Below are 16,248 nucleotides of genomic sequence, written 5' to 3' on the forward strand. Positions count from 1 at the left end.
AACTTTACCTTTCTGAATTACGTTTGTTGATAACGTGAGGATGAAAATCTTAACTTAGAATGTCTTTAACAAATAACAAATAACGCTTACAATAAACTGAATGGTAGTAATGATGGCGGGACATCTCGTTTTGGGATTGTCCATTTTGGAAGGAATACAGAGTTGGTGGCCGGGGGCCCTGGAAGTACTGATCATGGCAGGACAGCTTATTTTAGGCTTGTCTTTATTGGTAGGATTGCATGAATGGGGACACATGGCAGCTGCCAAAATGTTCGGGATGCGGGTTGAAAAATATTTTATAGGTTTCCCTCCTAAGATTTTTAGTATACAAAGAGGTGAAACAGAGTATGGTATCGGTGCTATTCCGCTGGGAGGTTTTGTTAAAATCTCCGGAATGATCGATGAGTCGATGGATACTGAGGCGATGAACAAAGATCCTCAGCCATGGGAATTCCGCTCGAAGCCAGCCTGGCAGCGTTTGATCGTTATGCTTGGTGGTATCATCGTCAACGTGATCGTTGGTATTATTATCTTTGTTTTTCTTGCCTATAAAAACGGAGAACAGGTTTTATCCAGAGAAGAATTAAACAAAAACGGAATTGTGGCAAGTGATCTTGCTCAGGAAATTGGTTTACGTACCGGCGATAAAATCGTGAAGGTGAACGGCAAACCATACGACAGTTTCAGCGATATTTTAAGCTCTGATGTTTTCCTGGGAAGCAACAGTTCCTACACCGTTTTGCGTAATGGCGAAGAAGTTGAAATTGATATTCCAAACGACTTTATCGAAAGACTATCGGACACTGAAGAAAAAGGAATTTTTGTACAGGCACGTATTCCGTTTAAAGTGGGAGAAGTCGTACCGGATATGCCAGCTGCTGAATCCGGTTTGAAAGTGGGTGATCAGGTTGTCTCCATCAATGGCAAGCCCGTTAAATTCTATGATGAATTTCAGGTTGAAGTTCCAAAGTATAAAGGCAAACAAATTGACCTGGGCGTTGAACGCAACGGCGTAAAACAGGACCTGAAAATGACTGTTACTCCGGATGGAACTGTGGGGGTAAGAGCCGACAGGACACTCTTGAATTTTACAACAATCAATTATACATTCCCGGAAGCTGTCAAAGAAGGTACAGCAGATGCTTTTGGTGTGGTTTATAACAACATAAAAGGTTTTGGAAAAATTTTCCGCCGCGAGGTTTCCGCATCAAAAGCACTCAGCGGTCCAATCGGTATTGCACGCATGTTTGGCGGTGTCTGGGACTGGGAAAACTTCTGGCGTCTAACCGGGCTTCTTTCCATGGTTCTTGCATTTATGAACGCTCTGCCAATTCCTGCTTTGGATGGCGGGCATGCAGTAATTCTTTCATATGAGATCATTTCAGGCAGAAAGCCTTCGGATGCTTTTCTTGAAAATGCACAAAAAGTGGGTATGGTATTACTGCTTGGACTGATGGCATTTGCAATCTTTAATGATGTCTGGAAAGTTATATTTTAAAATGGACAAGGGAAAGAGGGAGGAAGGAGGATGGGAAAACTTCTATTTAATGGCTCAGAAAAAAGCTAGATTTGGGCTTGTCCTTTCCTCCATTCTCCTCTCTTCACTACTATTCTTTTCAGCAAGTCCAAAGCACGAATACCACGTGAGTGTAACGCAGATGCAGTATAATCCTGCAATCAAAACTTTTGAAATCAGCATCAGAATCTTTACCGATGACCTTGAAAAAGGGCTGGCAGCAGATAACGGGAACAAGCGGTTTTTGATAAAAAACAATGACCAGAATGACCCGTTTATCGAACGTTACATTCGTAAAAACTTTCTGCTAACCGATCATTTAAAAAAAGTTGCAGCATTGCGTTACATCGGAAAAGAACAGGAGGAAGACGCAACATGGGTTTATCTCGAAATTCCTTTTCAGACTACCCTGGATGGATGTAAATTACAGAACAGTATTTTATCCGAAGCTTTTGAGGATCAGGTCAATATGACAAATTTGAAATACACTTCTGATAAAAAAACCTTTCTTTTCAAAAAAGGACAACTTGTGCAGTCCTTATAATTGTTTTACCTTTCCGAAGCCTGACATAATGAACCATGGCATGGCTATTTTGTTTTATACTCCCTTTCTTTTGAAAGTCATTATTTATATATTGGGAAAAGATTTTCTGTCATTTTGACAGACCGCCTATGAAATTTGAACCTTCTGACTTATATAGTCGGCTGCTTATGTCCGATTCGGATATGGATAGCCTTGAAATTGTCCCTCTCGGAGGTCCTGACGGATCCGATGAGCCTTTTGAATTACCTGGTGAACTAGCCATATTACCGATAAGGCAAACCGTTCTTTTCCCCGGCATGGTGATTCCGGTCACCGTAGTCCGCCAGAAAGCAATCCGCCTTGTTAAAAAAATATATCGCAACTCTGACATCAATCTTCGGATTTTAGGTGCTGTAACCCAGGAAAAACCCAATAAGGAAGATCCCACGGCAGATGATTTATACAGCGTAGGAACCGTAGCACAGATCCTGAAAATGATCACTTTGCCAGATGGTAATGTAACGATCATTGTTCAGGGCAGACAGCGTTTTGAGATCAAATCTATTATCAGTGAAGATCCCTATATCACGGCCTCCGTTCAGGCAATTGAAGATACTTTTGTAGCGCCTACCAAAAAAGAATCGAAAGCATTGCTGCAGTCGCTTCGTGACGGTGCGCACAAAATAATGCGGCTGAACCCTGAAATTCCTCAAGAAGCACGCATTGCACTTGATAATATCGAAAGCCCGGTATTCCTGATCCATTTCCTTTCTTCAAACATCAACGTAGAAGTTGCTGATAAACAGAAACTTCTGGAAGAGAAAAATGGTCACAAGCAAGCTACACTTCTCCTTCAGTACATGATGCGGGAGATTGAAATGCTTGAACTAAAAAGGGAAATACAGTCAAAAGCAAGCTCGGATATTGACCAGCAGCAGCGGGATTATTTTCTGCGTCAGCAAATTAAGGTTTTGCATGATGAGCTGGGAATGGATAGCCCGGAACGCGATATGGACGAAATCCGTCTGAAAGCAAGCCAGAAAAAATGGACGGATTCTGTTCGCAGCCATTTTGATAAGGAGCTTGCAAAATTACAGCGTATCAATCCAATGGCTCCGGAGTATCCTGTAACCATGAATTACCTTGAAACTCTGGTTGATTTGCCATGGGGACAATATACGAAAGACAATTTTGATCTTGTAAGAGCTCAAAAAATTCTGGATTCCGACCATTTCGGCCTTGAAAAAGTGAAGGAACGGATCATTGAATATCTGGCCGTTCTAAAACTGAAAGGAAATCTAAAAGCACCGATTCTTTGTTTGTATGGACCTCCCGGGGTTGGAAAAACTTCACTGGGAAAATCTATCGCAAAAGCATTGAACCGCGAATACATTCGTATGGCATTAGGCGGGGTTCACGATGAAGCTGAAATACGCGGTCACCGTAAAACCTACATTGGTGCCATGCCGGGCAAAATCATTCAGAATATTAAAAAAGCTGGTTCTGCGAATCCTGTTTTTATCCTGGATGAAATCGATAAGGTAAGTTCAGATTACCGCGGCGATCCTTCTTCTGCTTTGCTGGAAGTATTGGATCCCGAACAAAATTCTTCATTTACTGACAATTACCTGGAAGTTGAATACGACTTATCCCGTGTTCTTTTTGTAGCAACCGCAAATTCACTGGATACGATCCATCCGGCTCTTCGTGACCGTATGGAGATTATCGAAATGACAGGTTATACAATTGAAGAAAAATTACAGATTGCCAAAAGATACCTGGTTCCAAAACAGAGGAAAGATCACGGACTAAAAGCAACCGATGTGAAAATTGACGATGCTGCTCTGGTTAAAATTATTGAAGGATATACCCGTGAGTCCGGTGTTCGTAATCTGGAACAAAAGGTTGGTGCTGTGGTGCGGAAAATTGCCAAGTCAGTAGCAATGGATCAGGAATATCCAAAAACGATTAAGGCAGAACAGATTGAAAAATATCTGGGCGCTGAGATTTTTGATAAAGATCTTTATCAGGACAATGACTTCGCAGGTGTTGTAACTGGTCTTGCCTGGACTTCGGTTGGGGGTGAAATATTATTCATTGAAACCAGTCTAAGTCGCGGAAAAGGTGGATTGACTTTATCAGGTCAATTGGGTGATGTCATGAAAGAATCAGCTGTTGCAGCACTTTCTTACCTGAAAGCCAATGCTGACCGTCTTGGAATCGATTACAGGGTGTTTAATCATTACGATCTGCACGTACACGTTCCGGCTGGTGCTGTGCCGAAGGATGGCCCGTCTGCTGGTGTTACAATGGTTACATCCATGGCTTCCATCTTTACACAGAGACGAATCAAACCATACATTGCAATGACTGGTGAGATTACGCTGAGAGGAAAAGTACTTCCGGTTGGTGGTGTTAAAGAAAAAATTCTTGCAGCACGTCGCGCAGGAGTAAGGGAAATTATTCTTTGCAAAAAGAATCGTAAGGATATTGAAGAAGTACCGGCGAACTATATTAAAGATCTGACCTTCCATTATGTGGATCAGATCGATGAAGTTCTTGCGATCGCACTTTTACCTGAAACAGTAAAAAACCCAATTCATTTTGTTTTTCCAAAAGAAGAAAAGGAAAAAGAAGAAAGTGGATTCGTTACGCTGAATGTTTAATCGATTTTAAGAATTGATATCTAAGACGGTCCGGTGGTGCAAATCATCGGACCATTTTTTCGAGTTTCCAGACAGGTTCAGGTCATAGAATCAACAATTGAATTTGGCTCCGCGAAGAGCCCCCTGTTTATAGAACCAATTTACGAAATTGAATCTCCGGCTCCTTCTGAGCCTCCTAAAAACAAATTCCTAATTTTTTAATGTAGGAAACTCCTGCGGAGTGTAGGCCCACTAAAAAAACCTCATTTTCTATAAACAGGATGCCCTTACCGGGCATCACCACTTAAATCGATATTGAAGCAATAAACCGAATCATGTTCTGTTAAGGGTCCTCTTTTAAAACTTGCGTCATTATCAACAAACAAGAAACACACCCAAATGTCCTTACCACAACTTTCTCCGGAACTTCTGGATCAGCGTCCTGACTTATTGCCGGACCATACAAAACTACTTGCATTACCAGAAAAAATTATACAATTCGGTACCGGGGTCCTTCTTCGTGGTTTGCCTGATTTTTTTGTAAACAAAGCAAACCTGCAGGGGATTTTTAACGGCAGGATCGTGGTTGTAAAATCGACCAATACCGGCGGAACCGATGCGTTTTCAGAGCAAACAAATGTGTTTTCCCATAGTATACGCGGTATTGAAAATGGTAATCAGATTGATGACATCGTTATCAACACTGCTATTAGCCGGACACTTGCCGCTGCTAATAGCTGGGCTGAGATCCTGGAATGCGCGCGTAATCCGGAGATTAAAATTGCCATTTCCAATACAACCGAAGTAGGTATCCAACTTGTGGATGATGATATCTCCGCTACACCACCCACTTCTTTTCCAGGAAAACTGACTGCCTATCTTTACGAGCGATTCAAAACTTTCCATGGTTCGGCAGAATCAGGAATGGTTATTGTTCCGACAGAACTCATCGTTGGCAACGGCGACAAACTTCGTGATATCGTTTTTGAACAGGCTGAACGCCATAACCTGGGCAAGGCTTTCACAGAATGGCTGGAGTTCAGTAATGAGTTTTGCAACTCTTTGGTTGATAGGATCGTTCCAGGAAAACCGGACGCCGAAACCGTTTCTGAATTAACAGAAAGGCAAGGATTTAAAGATGACATCCTGATCGTTTCAGAAGTTTACAGCCTTTGGGCCATTCAGGGTGGCGAAAAGGTAAGTTCTGTATTAAGCTTTGCGCCAGCCGACAAAGGTGTTGTCATTGCTCCGAACATTGATCTTTTCCGTGAATTAAAGCTTCGTCTGCTTAACGGAACACATACCCTGGCTTCCGGGCTTTCCTACCTACACGGACTTGATACCGTTCGTGAAGCTATGGAAAACCAGGAAACATCGGATTACATTGCCGGCGTCATGTTAAAAGAACTGGCACCCGCCATTCCTTACGAATTGAATTTAAGCGTGGCAGAAGAATTCGGAAACACGGTTCTGGATCGTTTCAGGAACCCTTTTATCCGTCACCAGCTTATCGATATTACCGTACAATACACCGCAAAAATGAAAATGCGGAATATACCAACACTTTTAAGTCATTACGAAAAAACAGATGCTGTACCTGAGCTTTTTGCAAAAGGCTTCGCGGCATTCCTGCAATTTATGAAACCGATCCTCCATAAGGACGGCGGGTTTTATGGTGACCGCAACGGACAGCTCTATCCAATCCGCTGTGATTCCGCTGCGTATTTTGATGAGAAATGGAAAAATGCCGCTTCTCCGCTTGACCTGGCACATCAGGTTTTAGAAGATGCTGCTTTGTGGGGAGCTGACCTTACTTTACTTCCTGGTTTTGAAGACGCAGTCAAAGAAAATATGACTGTTCCGCTTATTACGGAATGAACAAACCATCACCATCCTCGGGAAGCTGCTATAATCTAACCTGTAACTGAACTAACCCCAGGCTTGAGCCTGGGGTAGTAGTCAAATCAGCATACGTAACGGCTTTAGCCAAAGTTAATCAGCGTCGTCAGAAGGACTGGCTACATTTATGGCTAAAGCCGTAGGATATTTACGTCCGAATGCCCCAGGCTGAAGCCTGGGGTTAAGTATAGTTGTGATTCATCACGGTGCCATAATCCTGCTTACCTTCGTAAAATCAACATAGCTATATTTCCCCAGAACAGACAATTCAAGCATAAGCTTATATGTCCCCCACCGATATTTAACTTCTGTTTCTACAACTTTTTTTTCAGTCTGAGCAGGCTTACGTTTATCCTTTTTTATCAAAATTTCTGAGATTGCCCTTCCATCCATTGCTGACGGAAGAGGTAATTGGTACAATCCTAAAATTGTAGGAACAATATCGACATTCGATGTTGGCAAATCAGTTTTGAATGACTTTTTGAAATCCGGCCCTTTTGCAAAAAGTGCAATATTTACTTCATAGGGACTTGATCCTCCATGCCCGGCAACACCTACCGAAAAATCAGTTCCTGCGTAGCCCTTCATATTTTTTCTGTCATCCCAATTGGGCGCAACCAGAATGTCTCCCGAACGGCGATGATTAAAATGAATGATATCAAAAGAAAGCGTCCCTTTTACCCAACCCTCGGTATCTGCTGTCTTTCCTGGTTTTGCAAAAATGGCTCCGACCCATTCCTGCTTGTGTAAAGCAGACACGATATTTTGAATTATATTTTTATCATGATCTTTCACATACACAGACCCTTCGGCAACTACGACATCATCCGAATCTTTATTTTTTTTAAATCCTTCTTTGATTAAAAAATCAGTTAAATTAATTTTTCCGGCATGTGTGACAAAACCATGGTCCGTGGAAATAATGATGTTAAACTGATCTGCCAAACCACTGCTTTCCAGAGCTTTCAAAATTCTCCCAAACTGGCCGTCGACAAACTTTATAGATGCCACTGCTTCATCAGATCCCATGCCGTGGTCATGCGCCGCTCCATCCGGATCTGACAGCCAGATCGCACTTACCAGCGGACCATCCTTTGTTATTCCGTATTTCAGAAGCGCATCTGTAACCCATTCATGCCTGGCATTATCATCATGTTCGCTGTCTTCAGGTAATGGACCGACTTCCCTTATTACGTCAGATTTAAGGCTTTCAGGCAAAATAAGACCGGGATTAATAATTGCCCCGTTCACTTTATAATTTTGCAAAAATGCCTGCCCTGTTGTTCCCGAACTGAAAACCATCATTCGTTCTCCTGCTTTTTCCAGAATTTCACCCAGTGAAACTGCGGTCAGCAACGGTCCGGCTATCACCTCAGAAGCCTTGTTTAAATCACCATAACCTGTCCCGATTGCTTTATTTTTATTTACTTCCGGAAAATAAACGGTGTTCCCTAAAATTCCATGTGTACCCGGATAGGATCCAGTTGCGTAAGAAGCAGAATTTACTCTTGTAACAGTTGGAAAGACACTATGATGTTGTGAACCAAAACTTGCGTCCTGCCTGAAAGCAAACAAATTGGGCATCTGCTCCCTGGTAATATAATCCGGACGTAAACCGTCGAAGAAAACAATGAGCGTTTTGTTTTTATACTTTAAAATACTACCCTTTTCCTGCGCTGATGTAGGATTAATATTCCAGAACAGCAATAAAAAAAACAGCTGGTAAATCTTATTTTTCTTCATATAAATAGTTACCTGATTTCATCCACAATGACTGAATTTGTTTCTCTGTCAATACCATAAATCACGAGCTTTGTTTTTACTGAGCGGTCAATGGCAATACCCTGACCATGCATCCCGACAGGAATTGTTTTTACATGTTCAAGCGTGTATCCGGATGTCGGAATCTTCATGACATATAATTCGGGTTTGTCGTGGCCTGTCAGATAAAGTAATCCGTCATTACCCCACGCCCCTCCGGAATTGCTTTTAGGTGTAAAAAGCGCAACAATATTTTTTGGAAATATCCAGGATTCAACCTGCTGCCACGCTTTGGTATATTTTACGAGCGACGTCCAGCGCACATCCCGTCCTTCACTTGCTTCCTTTCCGCCATAATGTGCAAAACCGATATACCAGAAACCATCTTTTTCGTCCATCCAGGTCAGCGAACCGTGCTCTGCAATGCCAAAACTGTGGTTACCGATATGCAGTAAAGTTTTGGTATCGAAGATTTCTACTGAACTCGCCATCGGAATTTCCGGATAATTGGAATTGGCGCAGTATAGTTTGCCATTCGATACCAGACCGCTGTTGAGATGTTTAATGCCTTGTTTGGCTCCGTCCCAGGAACTTACCAGCTTGCCATCTGTTTTCGTATACTTTTGAATGGTACTGTTATTGATCACATAAAAGAAATTCCCATCAACGGCCACCGCCTGCTTTGCCTCAGGAAGTTGGAATTTGTGAAGTTCAGTGACCTGCTGGGCGATACTACTGACAGACAGAAAAAAGGAGAAGTATACAAATATAAGCAGTCTGGGATGCGTCATGGTTTAATTCTATAAGAGTCAATTTAATGACTAAAAATAGGAAATTAAAGGCCACGCCACCGCATTATTTTTGTGTTAAGTTCTGACATACTGACTTCATCTGCATTGTAGTAAATATCTCCTTTTGAAGTGTTTAACCAGAGAACAGGCGCTACTTTTTTATTTACATAAAGTCTGACAACCTTTCCTCCTTTTACTTTAAATGATCCTTTGGCATAGTCACCACCTGCGAAACCATTTATTTTATTAAATGAGCCAGACATTTCAGGCAGTTCATTTACCAGAGCCTGATTCAAAATATCGTCCTTTCTGATTTTTAAACCAAAAGAACCTTTAATTTCAAGCAGATCTTTGGTCAGTACTAATTCGCTGCTCTTATAATCCTGTGATCCCTGAAAGCCTATAACTGCTGCGATGATGAGTAAAATGCCTCCGACGAAATAGGAAATAACCATCTGGCTGGATGAGCCTTTGTAGAATGACTTCCCTTGAAACACCATCCAGGCATAGGCAATTAACGGATAAGTGGTCATGAACATGCTGGCCCGGTTGTTATTAAAAAAACCAATAAGCACCGTTCCGACAAAAAGAGAAATGCCCAGGAAAATGTGAAATCGCTTGAAAAATCTCAGATAGGAATCAATATCTATTTTAGCCCTTTCGGTTTCCGACATCGTATTGTAACCCGACAAAATGTACTTCGCGTTGTTTTTGGTTACAATAAAACCCAGTGAGTAAAAAACCAGTGACAGAAAAAAGGCTACGTATATCATTTTATTCCAAATTAACTTTTGAACCCGGCTACCTCATTAAAATCCAGTCAGAAATAATTTTTAAAGCGGTTGGCGAAAAGGTTTCTTCAATCTGCCCGTACTCAGACACGTTACCCGTGTTAGCGGTTTGGAAGAGATGGTTAAGATCCGGCAGCTCCATGGCCGTCAATTGAACTTTTGGATTTTTGCCCAGAATGTTGCGCATGACTTCCAGGTTTTGCTTTGGCGGTACCTGTAGATCCTTTGAGCCATTTAGCGCTAAAACCGGCCCGGTTACTTTTCCCAGATATTCTTTTGGTTTCAAATTCATAAAGCCAATAAACCAGGGATTGAAAGTTTTCATAATCTGCTTTGCCTGCTGTCTGATTGCGGTTTCAGTTGCGCTTCCTTTTGATAAGGCTGTCAGCTGTCCAACAAAAACGTCTTCTATTTTCTTTAAAGTACTGTCGGTAACCGGCCCGTTTTTAAGAAGGGCAAAAGCTTTGGCGTTTGTTTCTGCCTGTAATTTGAGGTTATCTGCGGACGCACCCGACTTTTCGCCGATCAGCCTTGCCTGTTCCAGCATCAATTCATCGATTTCCATTGCTGGTGCAGCTAATAACACCAGAAAATCAGGACTGCTGTTTCCGGAAGCTACAATCGGCCCGACCAGTCCGCCTTCGCTGTGTCCGATTAAACCAACTTTTTTAGGATTCATTTTTTGTTCTGCCCTTAAATATTCCAAAGCAGCCGCAGCATCCTCCGCAAAATCGTAAGTCAGTGCTTTGGAAAAAGCACCGCCCGACTGCCCCACACCCCTGTCGTCATAACGCAAAACAGCAATTCCGTTTCTGGTCAGATAATCAGCTATAACAGCAAAAGATTTATGACCAAAAATTTCCGAGTCCCGGTTTTGCGGTCCGGAGCCGCTTACAAGAATTACAGCAGGAAAAGTCCCGTTCCCTCGCGGCACAGTCAGCGTACCGGCCAATTTTATTCCTGACTTTTTATTTTCAAAAGAAACTTCCTTTGCCTCATAAGGAAATGGTGATTTGGGTGTTTGCGGACGATTGGGGCCCGCTTTTGCTGCATCTGTTCTGGCAAGATTAAGAGGCAATTTCATTCCGCTTTGCTGCCACTCTCCGTTAACCAGACTATCACTCACCATCTCTCCTGCATAAACAACCTTTATAGCATCCAGGTTGATGGTAATGCGTTTGCCATCCTGAGCAACTGAACTTGCCCTGATGCCTTTCGCACCCTGCGCCGGAATGTCCATAGTCGCCTGGTATACGTTCGCTTCCTGACTAATATTAAAAATAATGTCAACCTGTCCGCCCGGTATTTTTAACGAACCAGCCCAAATTCCCTGCATCTGTTGTGCTGAAACAGACACCGCACTCAAAGCGATAAAGAGGATAAGAAAATGTTTTTTCATAAAAATTGAAACAGATAAAAAATGAGCACCTTTGAAAGTATTTCCGCAGCCAGAAGTCCGCCGGTAAAACAGGCAACCGCCTTTCCCTGCTTGATATTTGTAGAAATAGAAAATGCGTTGAACATCAGTGCAATCATCCAGATTGCGGGTATCATGGTAAATACAGCACTTAAAAGGAGCTTTACCGGATTGTCCAGGCTTACCGGATAAATAGGCAAGAATCCCATCAAAGCAACTGGCAAAGTAATGATCCTGGCCATAGCCATCGTTCCTGCCACATCAATCAGGCGGATTCTGGATTTTGAGAAAATTAACCCTACCGGATAAAATACAGCAACTACACTAAACCAGGCGATAAATTGCTCGCCTAAAAACCAAAGATATTTGCCTGAGGCACCAAAATGAATATCAATAGCACCGTCAAAATGTGTTTTACTAAAATATGAAACAACAGATGCAGCCAGCATAGCAGCCCAGCCGATTAAGAGCGCCTGTTCCCCGGCTATGTAAATGAAGGGATTAAAAAGCCATTTACTCAGATTTGCGGATTTCGGGTTATTCATCCTTGCTGATTTTTAAAATGAGGTCATCAAGCATATTACGAACCGTCGGATAACTAAGGCTTAGCTTTTGAGCCATCTCTTTCAGACTGCCGCTGCTTTTTATAAAACTAAGTATAAACTGCTGGTCCTCGGAAGACATTTTTGCCAATACAGGCAGATCAAACTTGCCGGAGACAGCTGTTCCGCATGCTTCACAACCCAGGCTGGTAACCTTGAGCGCTGCTTCACAAGCGGGGCAAAAATAGGGAAGTTTTTTCGTTACATTATTCACAATAAACAACAGATATTTAATATTATTAAACATAAAGTTAACAATATTTATTTTTATTCAAAATACATTAAATAATATTTGATTTCAACCTACCTTAATAAATATTGATATTCCCAAAAGGCTTAACATTTGGAACAAATACAGTACACGCTTCTTTCTAATAAACCTTACTTTTGTATAAAGACGATTTGCCCCACGATGGAAGAAAACACACAACTTCAGCTTGCTGCTGAATTCATGCACCATACCAATAAAAATATTTTCCTGACCGGAAAAGCCGGAACGGGCAAAACGACTTTTTTACACAACCTTAAAAAAACGCTTCATAAAAGAATGGCCATTGTTGCACCAACCGGTGTGGCAGCTATTAATGCGGGAGGCGTAACCATTCATTCATTTTTCCAGCTGCCTTTTGGCCCGCATATCCCGGACAGTTTTCTTAAAACCCAGAGTGTTCACAAGTTCAGTAAGGAAAGAATCAATCTCATCAAAAGCCTGGATTTGCTGGTAATCGATGAAATCAGTATGGTGCGTGCCGATATGCTGGATGGAATTGACGAAGTTTTGAGAAAACACAAAGATCCCAATCAGCCTTTCGGAGGAATACAGCTGCTGATGATCGGTGATTTGCACCAGCTTTCACCGGTTATCAAAGACGAAGAATGGAATATGCTAAAAAGCTATTACGATACCATTTTCTTTTTCAGCAGCCATGCACTCAAAAAAACAAACCCGGTTCGTATTGAACTGACGCATATTTACCGCCAGTCGGATACCACGTTTATTGACCTGCTGAACCGGATCAGAGAAAATAAACTGGATAAGGAAACGCTTGCGACACTTAACCAACGCTATATCCCCGACTTCAAACCCGCTGACGATGAAGGTTATATAACACTAACTACTCACAATGCCAGTGCCCAAAATATCAATTCAGTAAAACTGAAAGAAATTGAGGGAAAACTAAAAACCTTCGAAGCCGAGGTAAGCGGCGACTTTCCTGCTGTTTCTTATCCGACAGAACAAAGTCTTGCACTTAAAATCGGGGCACAGGTGATGTTTGTAAAAAATGATGTTTCCAGAGAAAAGCTTTTTTACAATGGCAAAATCGGCCAGGTTACAAGGATAAGCCCTGATGCGATTTATGTAAAATGTAAAGGTGAATATGGTGAGATCGAAGTCGAAAAGGCGGAATGGCGAAACGTTAAATATGCATTAAACGCTCAAACCAAGGAAATCGAAGAGCAGATTATCGGCAGTTTTATTCAATATCCGCTTAAACTAGCCTGGGCAATCACCATTCATAAAAGTCAGGGATTGACTTTTGAAAAAGCAATCATTGACGCCAATGCTTCCTTTGCACACGGCCAGGTGTATGTGGCGCTTAGCCGTTGTAAAAGTTTTGAAGGCATGGTGTTAAGCACAAAAATTGGCTCGACCAGCGTGAAAACAGACGGAACAGTTGCAGCTTATTCCAGAGATGCCAGCAACAATCCGCCGGATAGCAGACAGCTTCTTGACGCAAAGTTTTCATTTCAAAGGTCGTTGCTTTTTGAATTATTTGATTTTACTGAAATCAGGAGAGCATTTTTTAATCTTAACCGAATCCTGGAAGAAAATGCAAGTATCCTGAATCCTGCCATTTTGGATACCGCCAGACAGACAAAGGATTCGTTTGAAAAAGAGGTTTTTAATGTAGCTGAAAAATTCAGAAACCAGCTTAACCAGCTCATGACTGACGCTACACTGCCGGAAAACAATGAAACTTTAAAGGAAAGAGTAACCAAGGCTATCGGTTATTTTTCAGATAAAATTGAAAATGTGCTGTATCCTGAGGTCAAAGGTCTTGAAATAGAAACGGATAACACGGCGATAAAAAAGACGGCTTTACAGGCTTTGGAAAACCTGCAAAAATCGGTTTCGGTCAAAAGTGCGTGTGTAAAGGCTTCATTAAATGGATTTACTACAAATGCCTATCTGCGTGCCAAAGCAAATGCAGACATCGACTTTAAAGCACAAAAGGATGCCGGCCCTGCTGCCAAAAATGTTACTGTTCCGAAAAATATGGAACACGGCAAATTATATGCAGCATTAAAAACATGGAGAAAAGAAGTTGCAGCAGAGCACGACGTACTGGATTATCTGGTTTTACCCATGAAAACCTTGTTGGAACTGGCCGAAGTTTTGCCTAAATCAATGGAGCAGTTGGCGAAGATCAGAGGAATTGGCAAAGCCAAAGTAAAACAATACGGAGCCGTTCTTATTGAAATGATCTCTGACTATTGTAAAGAGAATAATGTTGATGTATCACAAATCGGCGATTCCGAAAAACCGGAGGCTTTTGTTAAAATAAAAAAGGAAAAACAGGACACCAAAAGGGCCAGTCTGGAATTATTTCTTTCCGGAAAAAACATTGAGGAAGTCGCAGCAGAAAGAGGATTTACGGCCGGAACCATCGAAGTTCATCTGATCCATTTTATTGAAACAGGTGAACTTGATATTTATACTCTTTATGAAAAGGAAAAGATAAACGCTATCGTTGATTATATCACCGAAAACAGGCAGGCTTCCCTTGGCGAAGCAAAAACAGCTTTGGGAGAAGATTTTTCTTATCCGGAAATCAGGGCTGTTTTGAAGTACCTGCGGGCAGCTGATCTATAAGTTTAAAATCGATAACCGGCTCTTTTCCGGACGACTGTCTTTCAAACATAGTATTGATTTCGGTATAATCCTTAAAAAAACCGCAGTTTTGTAGAAAGAAAAGGTCTTTGTCTTTTCCTCCTGCATAGTCCATCCGATAACCTTTGCGTGCCGTTGCATCTGCTGTAAATTTTGCCTGGGTTAGTTCCGTCCATTTACCGGAAGAGCTTCTCACCCATTGATTTCCAAAATTGACTTTCCTTTCCAGGTCGCCCATTTGAGGGATAAAGTTTTCTAGAAAAGAGTGAAAACGTTTTAGATAAGTATGTGTTTTAGGGCGTTTGAAACTGGCAATAATACGCCACTGGTTTTCTTCCGGAGCAAAAAAGTAAGCGGTGTAAGTCGTTGTGCTGTCGCCGGCAGGTTTTCCATTTAACAAAAACCGATAGGTATTCCCCGCCTTCCAGTTGTATTTTAAATAACTCTGCCCCCCCGAACCTTCGTTACCAAATTCGCCCGTATGCACGTCCGCTCCCTTTCTAAGCATCACAATCTGCTTATCCAGCGGAATTGATTTGGGGTCATCGGTTTTGAACGGGCTCCACACCGAAAACAAGATTCTACGTTCTGTTTCAGAATTTACCTGCATTCCAAAATAACCTTCACCGAAACCATCAGCCATAAAATATGAGCCGATAACGTCCTGCTTCTCCGGTACGGTTACCTCGTTGTAAAACCATTCAATATCCTCGTTGGCCGGCAAGGTATAATTTAAATGAACCGACGGCCCGCGCCTTCCCCAATAGAAATAATTGTCTTTGCTGTCTTTTACAAAAAACGTTTGCTCGTCAACCGCACTCCCTTCGAAGATTAACTCGCTCAAAGCTGCAAAAGTAGCCGCCGTTTTAGAAATACCTTTTAAAGAGATTTTAACATAACCCGCACCGGCAACATCCCACTCCCCTGTATCGAATTGATCGGACGTACCTGCCAATGATATAGTCTTGGATTTACCGGAGATGGTTACACTCAATTTGCTTTTCCCGTCGACACTGGCTTTCAGAAAGATTTTCACCTTTCCGGCTTTTGCAAAACGTACATAAACATCAACAACTTCAGCGGGATCAGCCCAGTTTGTGATTCCTTTTTCAGTAATCCTCGCCGTCTTCCCACCGTGTATCCATGCATTTCCACCAAGCGGCAAGTGAATACTATTCTGTGCAAACAAGTTTGCAGCAGTGAAAAATAATCCGGAAAATATAAAACTAAAAAAACGTGACATTTTAGGAGTAGAAAATAGTGGCAATCAGGTTCAGCAAATATAATGCACGAGGGGGTAGGTATGTGAGTCTCTGTTGTATTTTTTCAAAGTTTAATAAATGTAGAAGGGACAGTTACTAAAATGAAAAAAGTACAAACCGACGATAATTCAACTACTTATCCCTTAGG

The 16,248-nt window shown here is 41.9% G+C and carries 12 protein-coding genes; 5 read left to right on the forward strand and 7 right to left on the reverse strand.

Features of this window, described 5'->3' with window-relative positions; translation table 11 throughout:
- Positions 1 to 178 precede the first annotated feature (178 nt).
- The 4 genes from rseP to E0F88_RS17340 all read left to right on the forward strand — a co-directional run bounded on the left by rseP (position 179) and on the right by E0F88_RS17340 (position 6,562).
- On the forward strand, positions 179 to 1,498 hold the full coding sequence (rseP, locus tag E0F88_RS17325) for an RIP metalloprotease RseP (RefSeq protein WP_131959829.1): 1,320 nt from the start codon (positions 179 to 181) through the stop codon (positions 1,496 to 1,498).
- 1 nt (position 1,499) lies between these two features.
- Positions 1,500 to 2,060, forward strand: a complete 561-nt coding sequence (locus E0F88_RS17330) for a DUF6702 family protein (RefSeq protein WP_131959542.1) — start codon at positions 1,500 to 1,502, stop codon at positions 2,058 to 2,060.
- 128 nt (positions 2,061 to 2,188) lie between these two features.
- Positions 2,189 to 4,705: an endopeptidase La gene (gene lon / locus E0F88_RS17335; RefSeq protein WP_131959543.1), complete on the forward strand. Its 2,517-nt coding sequence runs from the start codon at positions 2,189 to 2,191 to the stop codon at positions 4,703 to 4,705.
- 378 nt (positions 4,706 to 5,083) lie between these two features.
- Positions 5,084 to 6,562, forward strand: coding sequence for a tagaturonate reductase (locus tag E0F88_RS17340; RefSeq protein ID WP_131959544.1), 1,479 nt, complete (start codon positions 5,084 to 5,086; stop codon positions 6,560 to 6,562).
- 222 nt (positions 6,563 to 6,784) lie between these two features.
- On the opposite strand, the gene E0F88_RS17345 is transcribed toward E0F88_RS17340, so the two are convergent.
- Genes E0F88_RS17345 through E0F88_RS17370 form a run of 6 tightly spaced genes read right to left on the reverse strand, consistent with a single transcriptional unit; the run spans position 6,785 to position 12,192 of the window.
- Complete coding sequence (locus tag E0F88_RS17345; RefSeq protein WP_131959545.1) at positions 6,785 to 8,326, reverse strand: alkaline phosphatase family protein; 1,542 nt, start codon at positions 8,324 to 8,326, stop codon at positions 6,785 to 6,787.
- An 8-nt stretch (positions 8,327 to 8,334) separates the two neighbouring features.
- The gene (locus E0F88_RS17350; RefSeq protein WP_131959546.1) at positions 8,335 to 9,135 is read right to left on the reverse strand and encodes a hypothetical protein; all 801 of its coding nucleotides are present in this window, start codon (positions 9,133 to 9,135) and stop codon (positions 8,335 to 8,337) included.
- A 44-nt stretch (positions 9,136 to 9,179) separates the two neighbouring features.
- Entirely contained in the window at positions 9,180 to 9,908 is a 729-nt protein-coding gene (locus E0F88_RS17355; protein WP_131959547.1) for a DUF3784 domain-containing protein, read from the reverse strand.
- Between the two features lie 28 nt (positions 9,909 to 9,936).
- Complete coding sequence (locus E0F88_RS17360) at positions 9,937 to 11,325, reverse strand: alpha/beta hydrolase family protein (protein ID WP_131959548.1); 1,389 nt, start codon at positions 11,323 to 11,325, stop codon at positions 9,937 to 9,939.
- Positions 11,322 to 11,888: a hypothetical protein gene (locus E0F88_RS17365; protein ID WP_131959549.1), complete on the reverse strand. Its 567-nt coding sequence runs from the start codon at positions 11,886 to 11,888 to the stop codon at positions 11,322 to 11,324. Before E0F88_RS17365 ends, E0F88_RS17360 begins: the two co-directional genes overlap by 4 nt.
- A complete protein-coding gene (locus tag E0F88_RS17370; RefSeq protein ID WP_220466325.1) occupies positions 11,881 to 12,192 on the reverse strand; it encodes a DUF2089 family protein in 312 nt (103 codons plus the stop codon). The genes E0F88_RS17365 and E0F88_RS17370 overlap by 8 nt, the downstream gene beginning before the upstream one ends.
- Positions 12,193 to 12,288: 96 nt before the next feature.
- Here E0F88_RS17370 and E0F88_RS34540 point away from each other — a divergent pair, with 96 nt between their 5' ends.
- A complete protein-coding gene (locus tag E0F88_RS34540; RefSeq protein ID WP_310589726.1) occupies positions 12,289 to 14,820 on the forward strand; it encodes a helix-turn-helix domain-containing protein in 2,532 nt (843 codons plus the stop codon).
- On the opposite strand, the gene E0F88_RS17380 is transcribed toward E0F88_RS34540, so the two are convergent.
- Positions 14,780 to 16,081: a DUF3472 domain-containing protein gene (locus E0F88_RS17380; protein WP_131959551.1), complete on the reverse strand. Its 1,302-nt coding sequence runs from the start codon at positions 16,079 to 16,081 to the stop codon at positions 14,780 to 14,782. The genes E0F88_RS34540 and E0F88_RS17380 overlap by 41 nt on opposite strands.
- Positions 16,082 to 16,248: the final 167 nt, after the last annotated feature.

Origin of the sequence: Dyadobacter psychrotolerans, assembly GCF_004349265.1 — a bacterium.
GTDB classification, from domain to species: Bacteria; Bacteroidota; Bacteroidia; order Cytophagales; family Spirosomataceae; genus Dyadobacter; species Dyadobacter psychrotolerans.

Excerpts from the sequence above, each read along its gene's own strand:
- lon (WP_131959543.1), top strand. The coding sequence starts at position 2,189 with ATGAAATTTGAACCTTCTGACTTATATAGTCGGCTGCTTATGTCCGAT.
- E0F88_RS17345 (WP_131959545.1), bottom strand. The coding sequence starts at position 8,326 with ATGAAGAAAAATAAGATTTACCAGCTGTTTTTTTTATTGCTGTTCTGG.
- E0F88_RS17350 (WP_131959546.1), bottom strand. The coding sequence starts at position 9,135 with ATGACGCATCCCAGACTGCTTATATTTGTATACTTCTCCTTTTTTCTG.
- E0F88_RS17370 (WP_220466325.1), bottom strand. The coding sequence starts at position 12,192 with ATGTTTAATAATATTAAATATCTGTTGTTTATTGTGAATAATGTAACG.
- E0F88_RS17365 (WP_131959549.1), bottom strand. The coding sequence starts at position 11,888 with ATGAATAACCCGAAATCCGCAAATCTGAGTAAATGGCTTTTTAATCCC.
- E0F88_RS17355 (WP_131959547.1), bottom strand. The coding sequence starts at position 9,908 with ATGATATACGTAGCCTTTTTTCTGTCACTGGTTTTTTACTCACTGGGT.
- E0F88_RS17380 (WP_131959551.1), bottom strand. The coding sequence starts at position 16,081 with ATGTCACGTTTTTTTAGTTTTATATTTTCCGGATTATTTTTCACTGCT.
- E0F88_RS17360 (WP_131959548.1), bottom strand. The coding sequence starts at position 11,325 with ATGAAAAAACATTTTCTTATCCTCTTTATCGCTTTGAGTGCGGTGTCT.
- E0F88_RS17340 (WP_131959544.1), top strand. The coding sequence starts at position 5,084 with ATGTCCTTACCACAACTTTCTCCGGAACTTCTGGATCAGCGTCCTGAC.
- E0F88_RS17330 (WP_131959542.1), top strand. The coding sequence starts at position 1,500 with ATGGACAAGGGAAAGAGGGAGGAAGGAGGATGGGAAAACTTCTATTTA.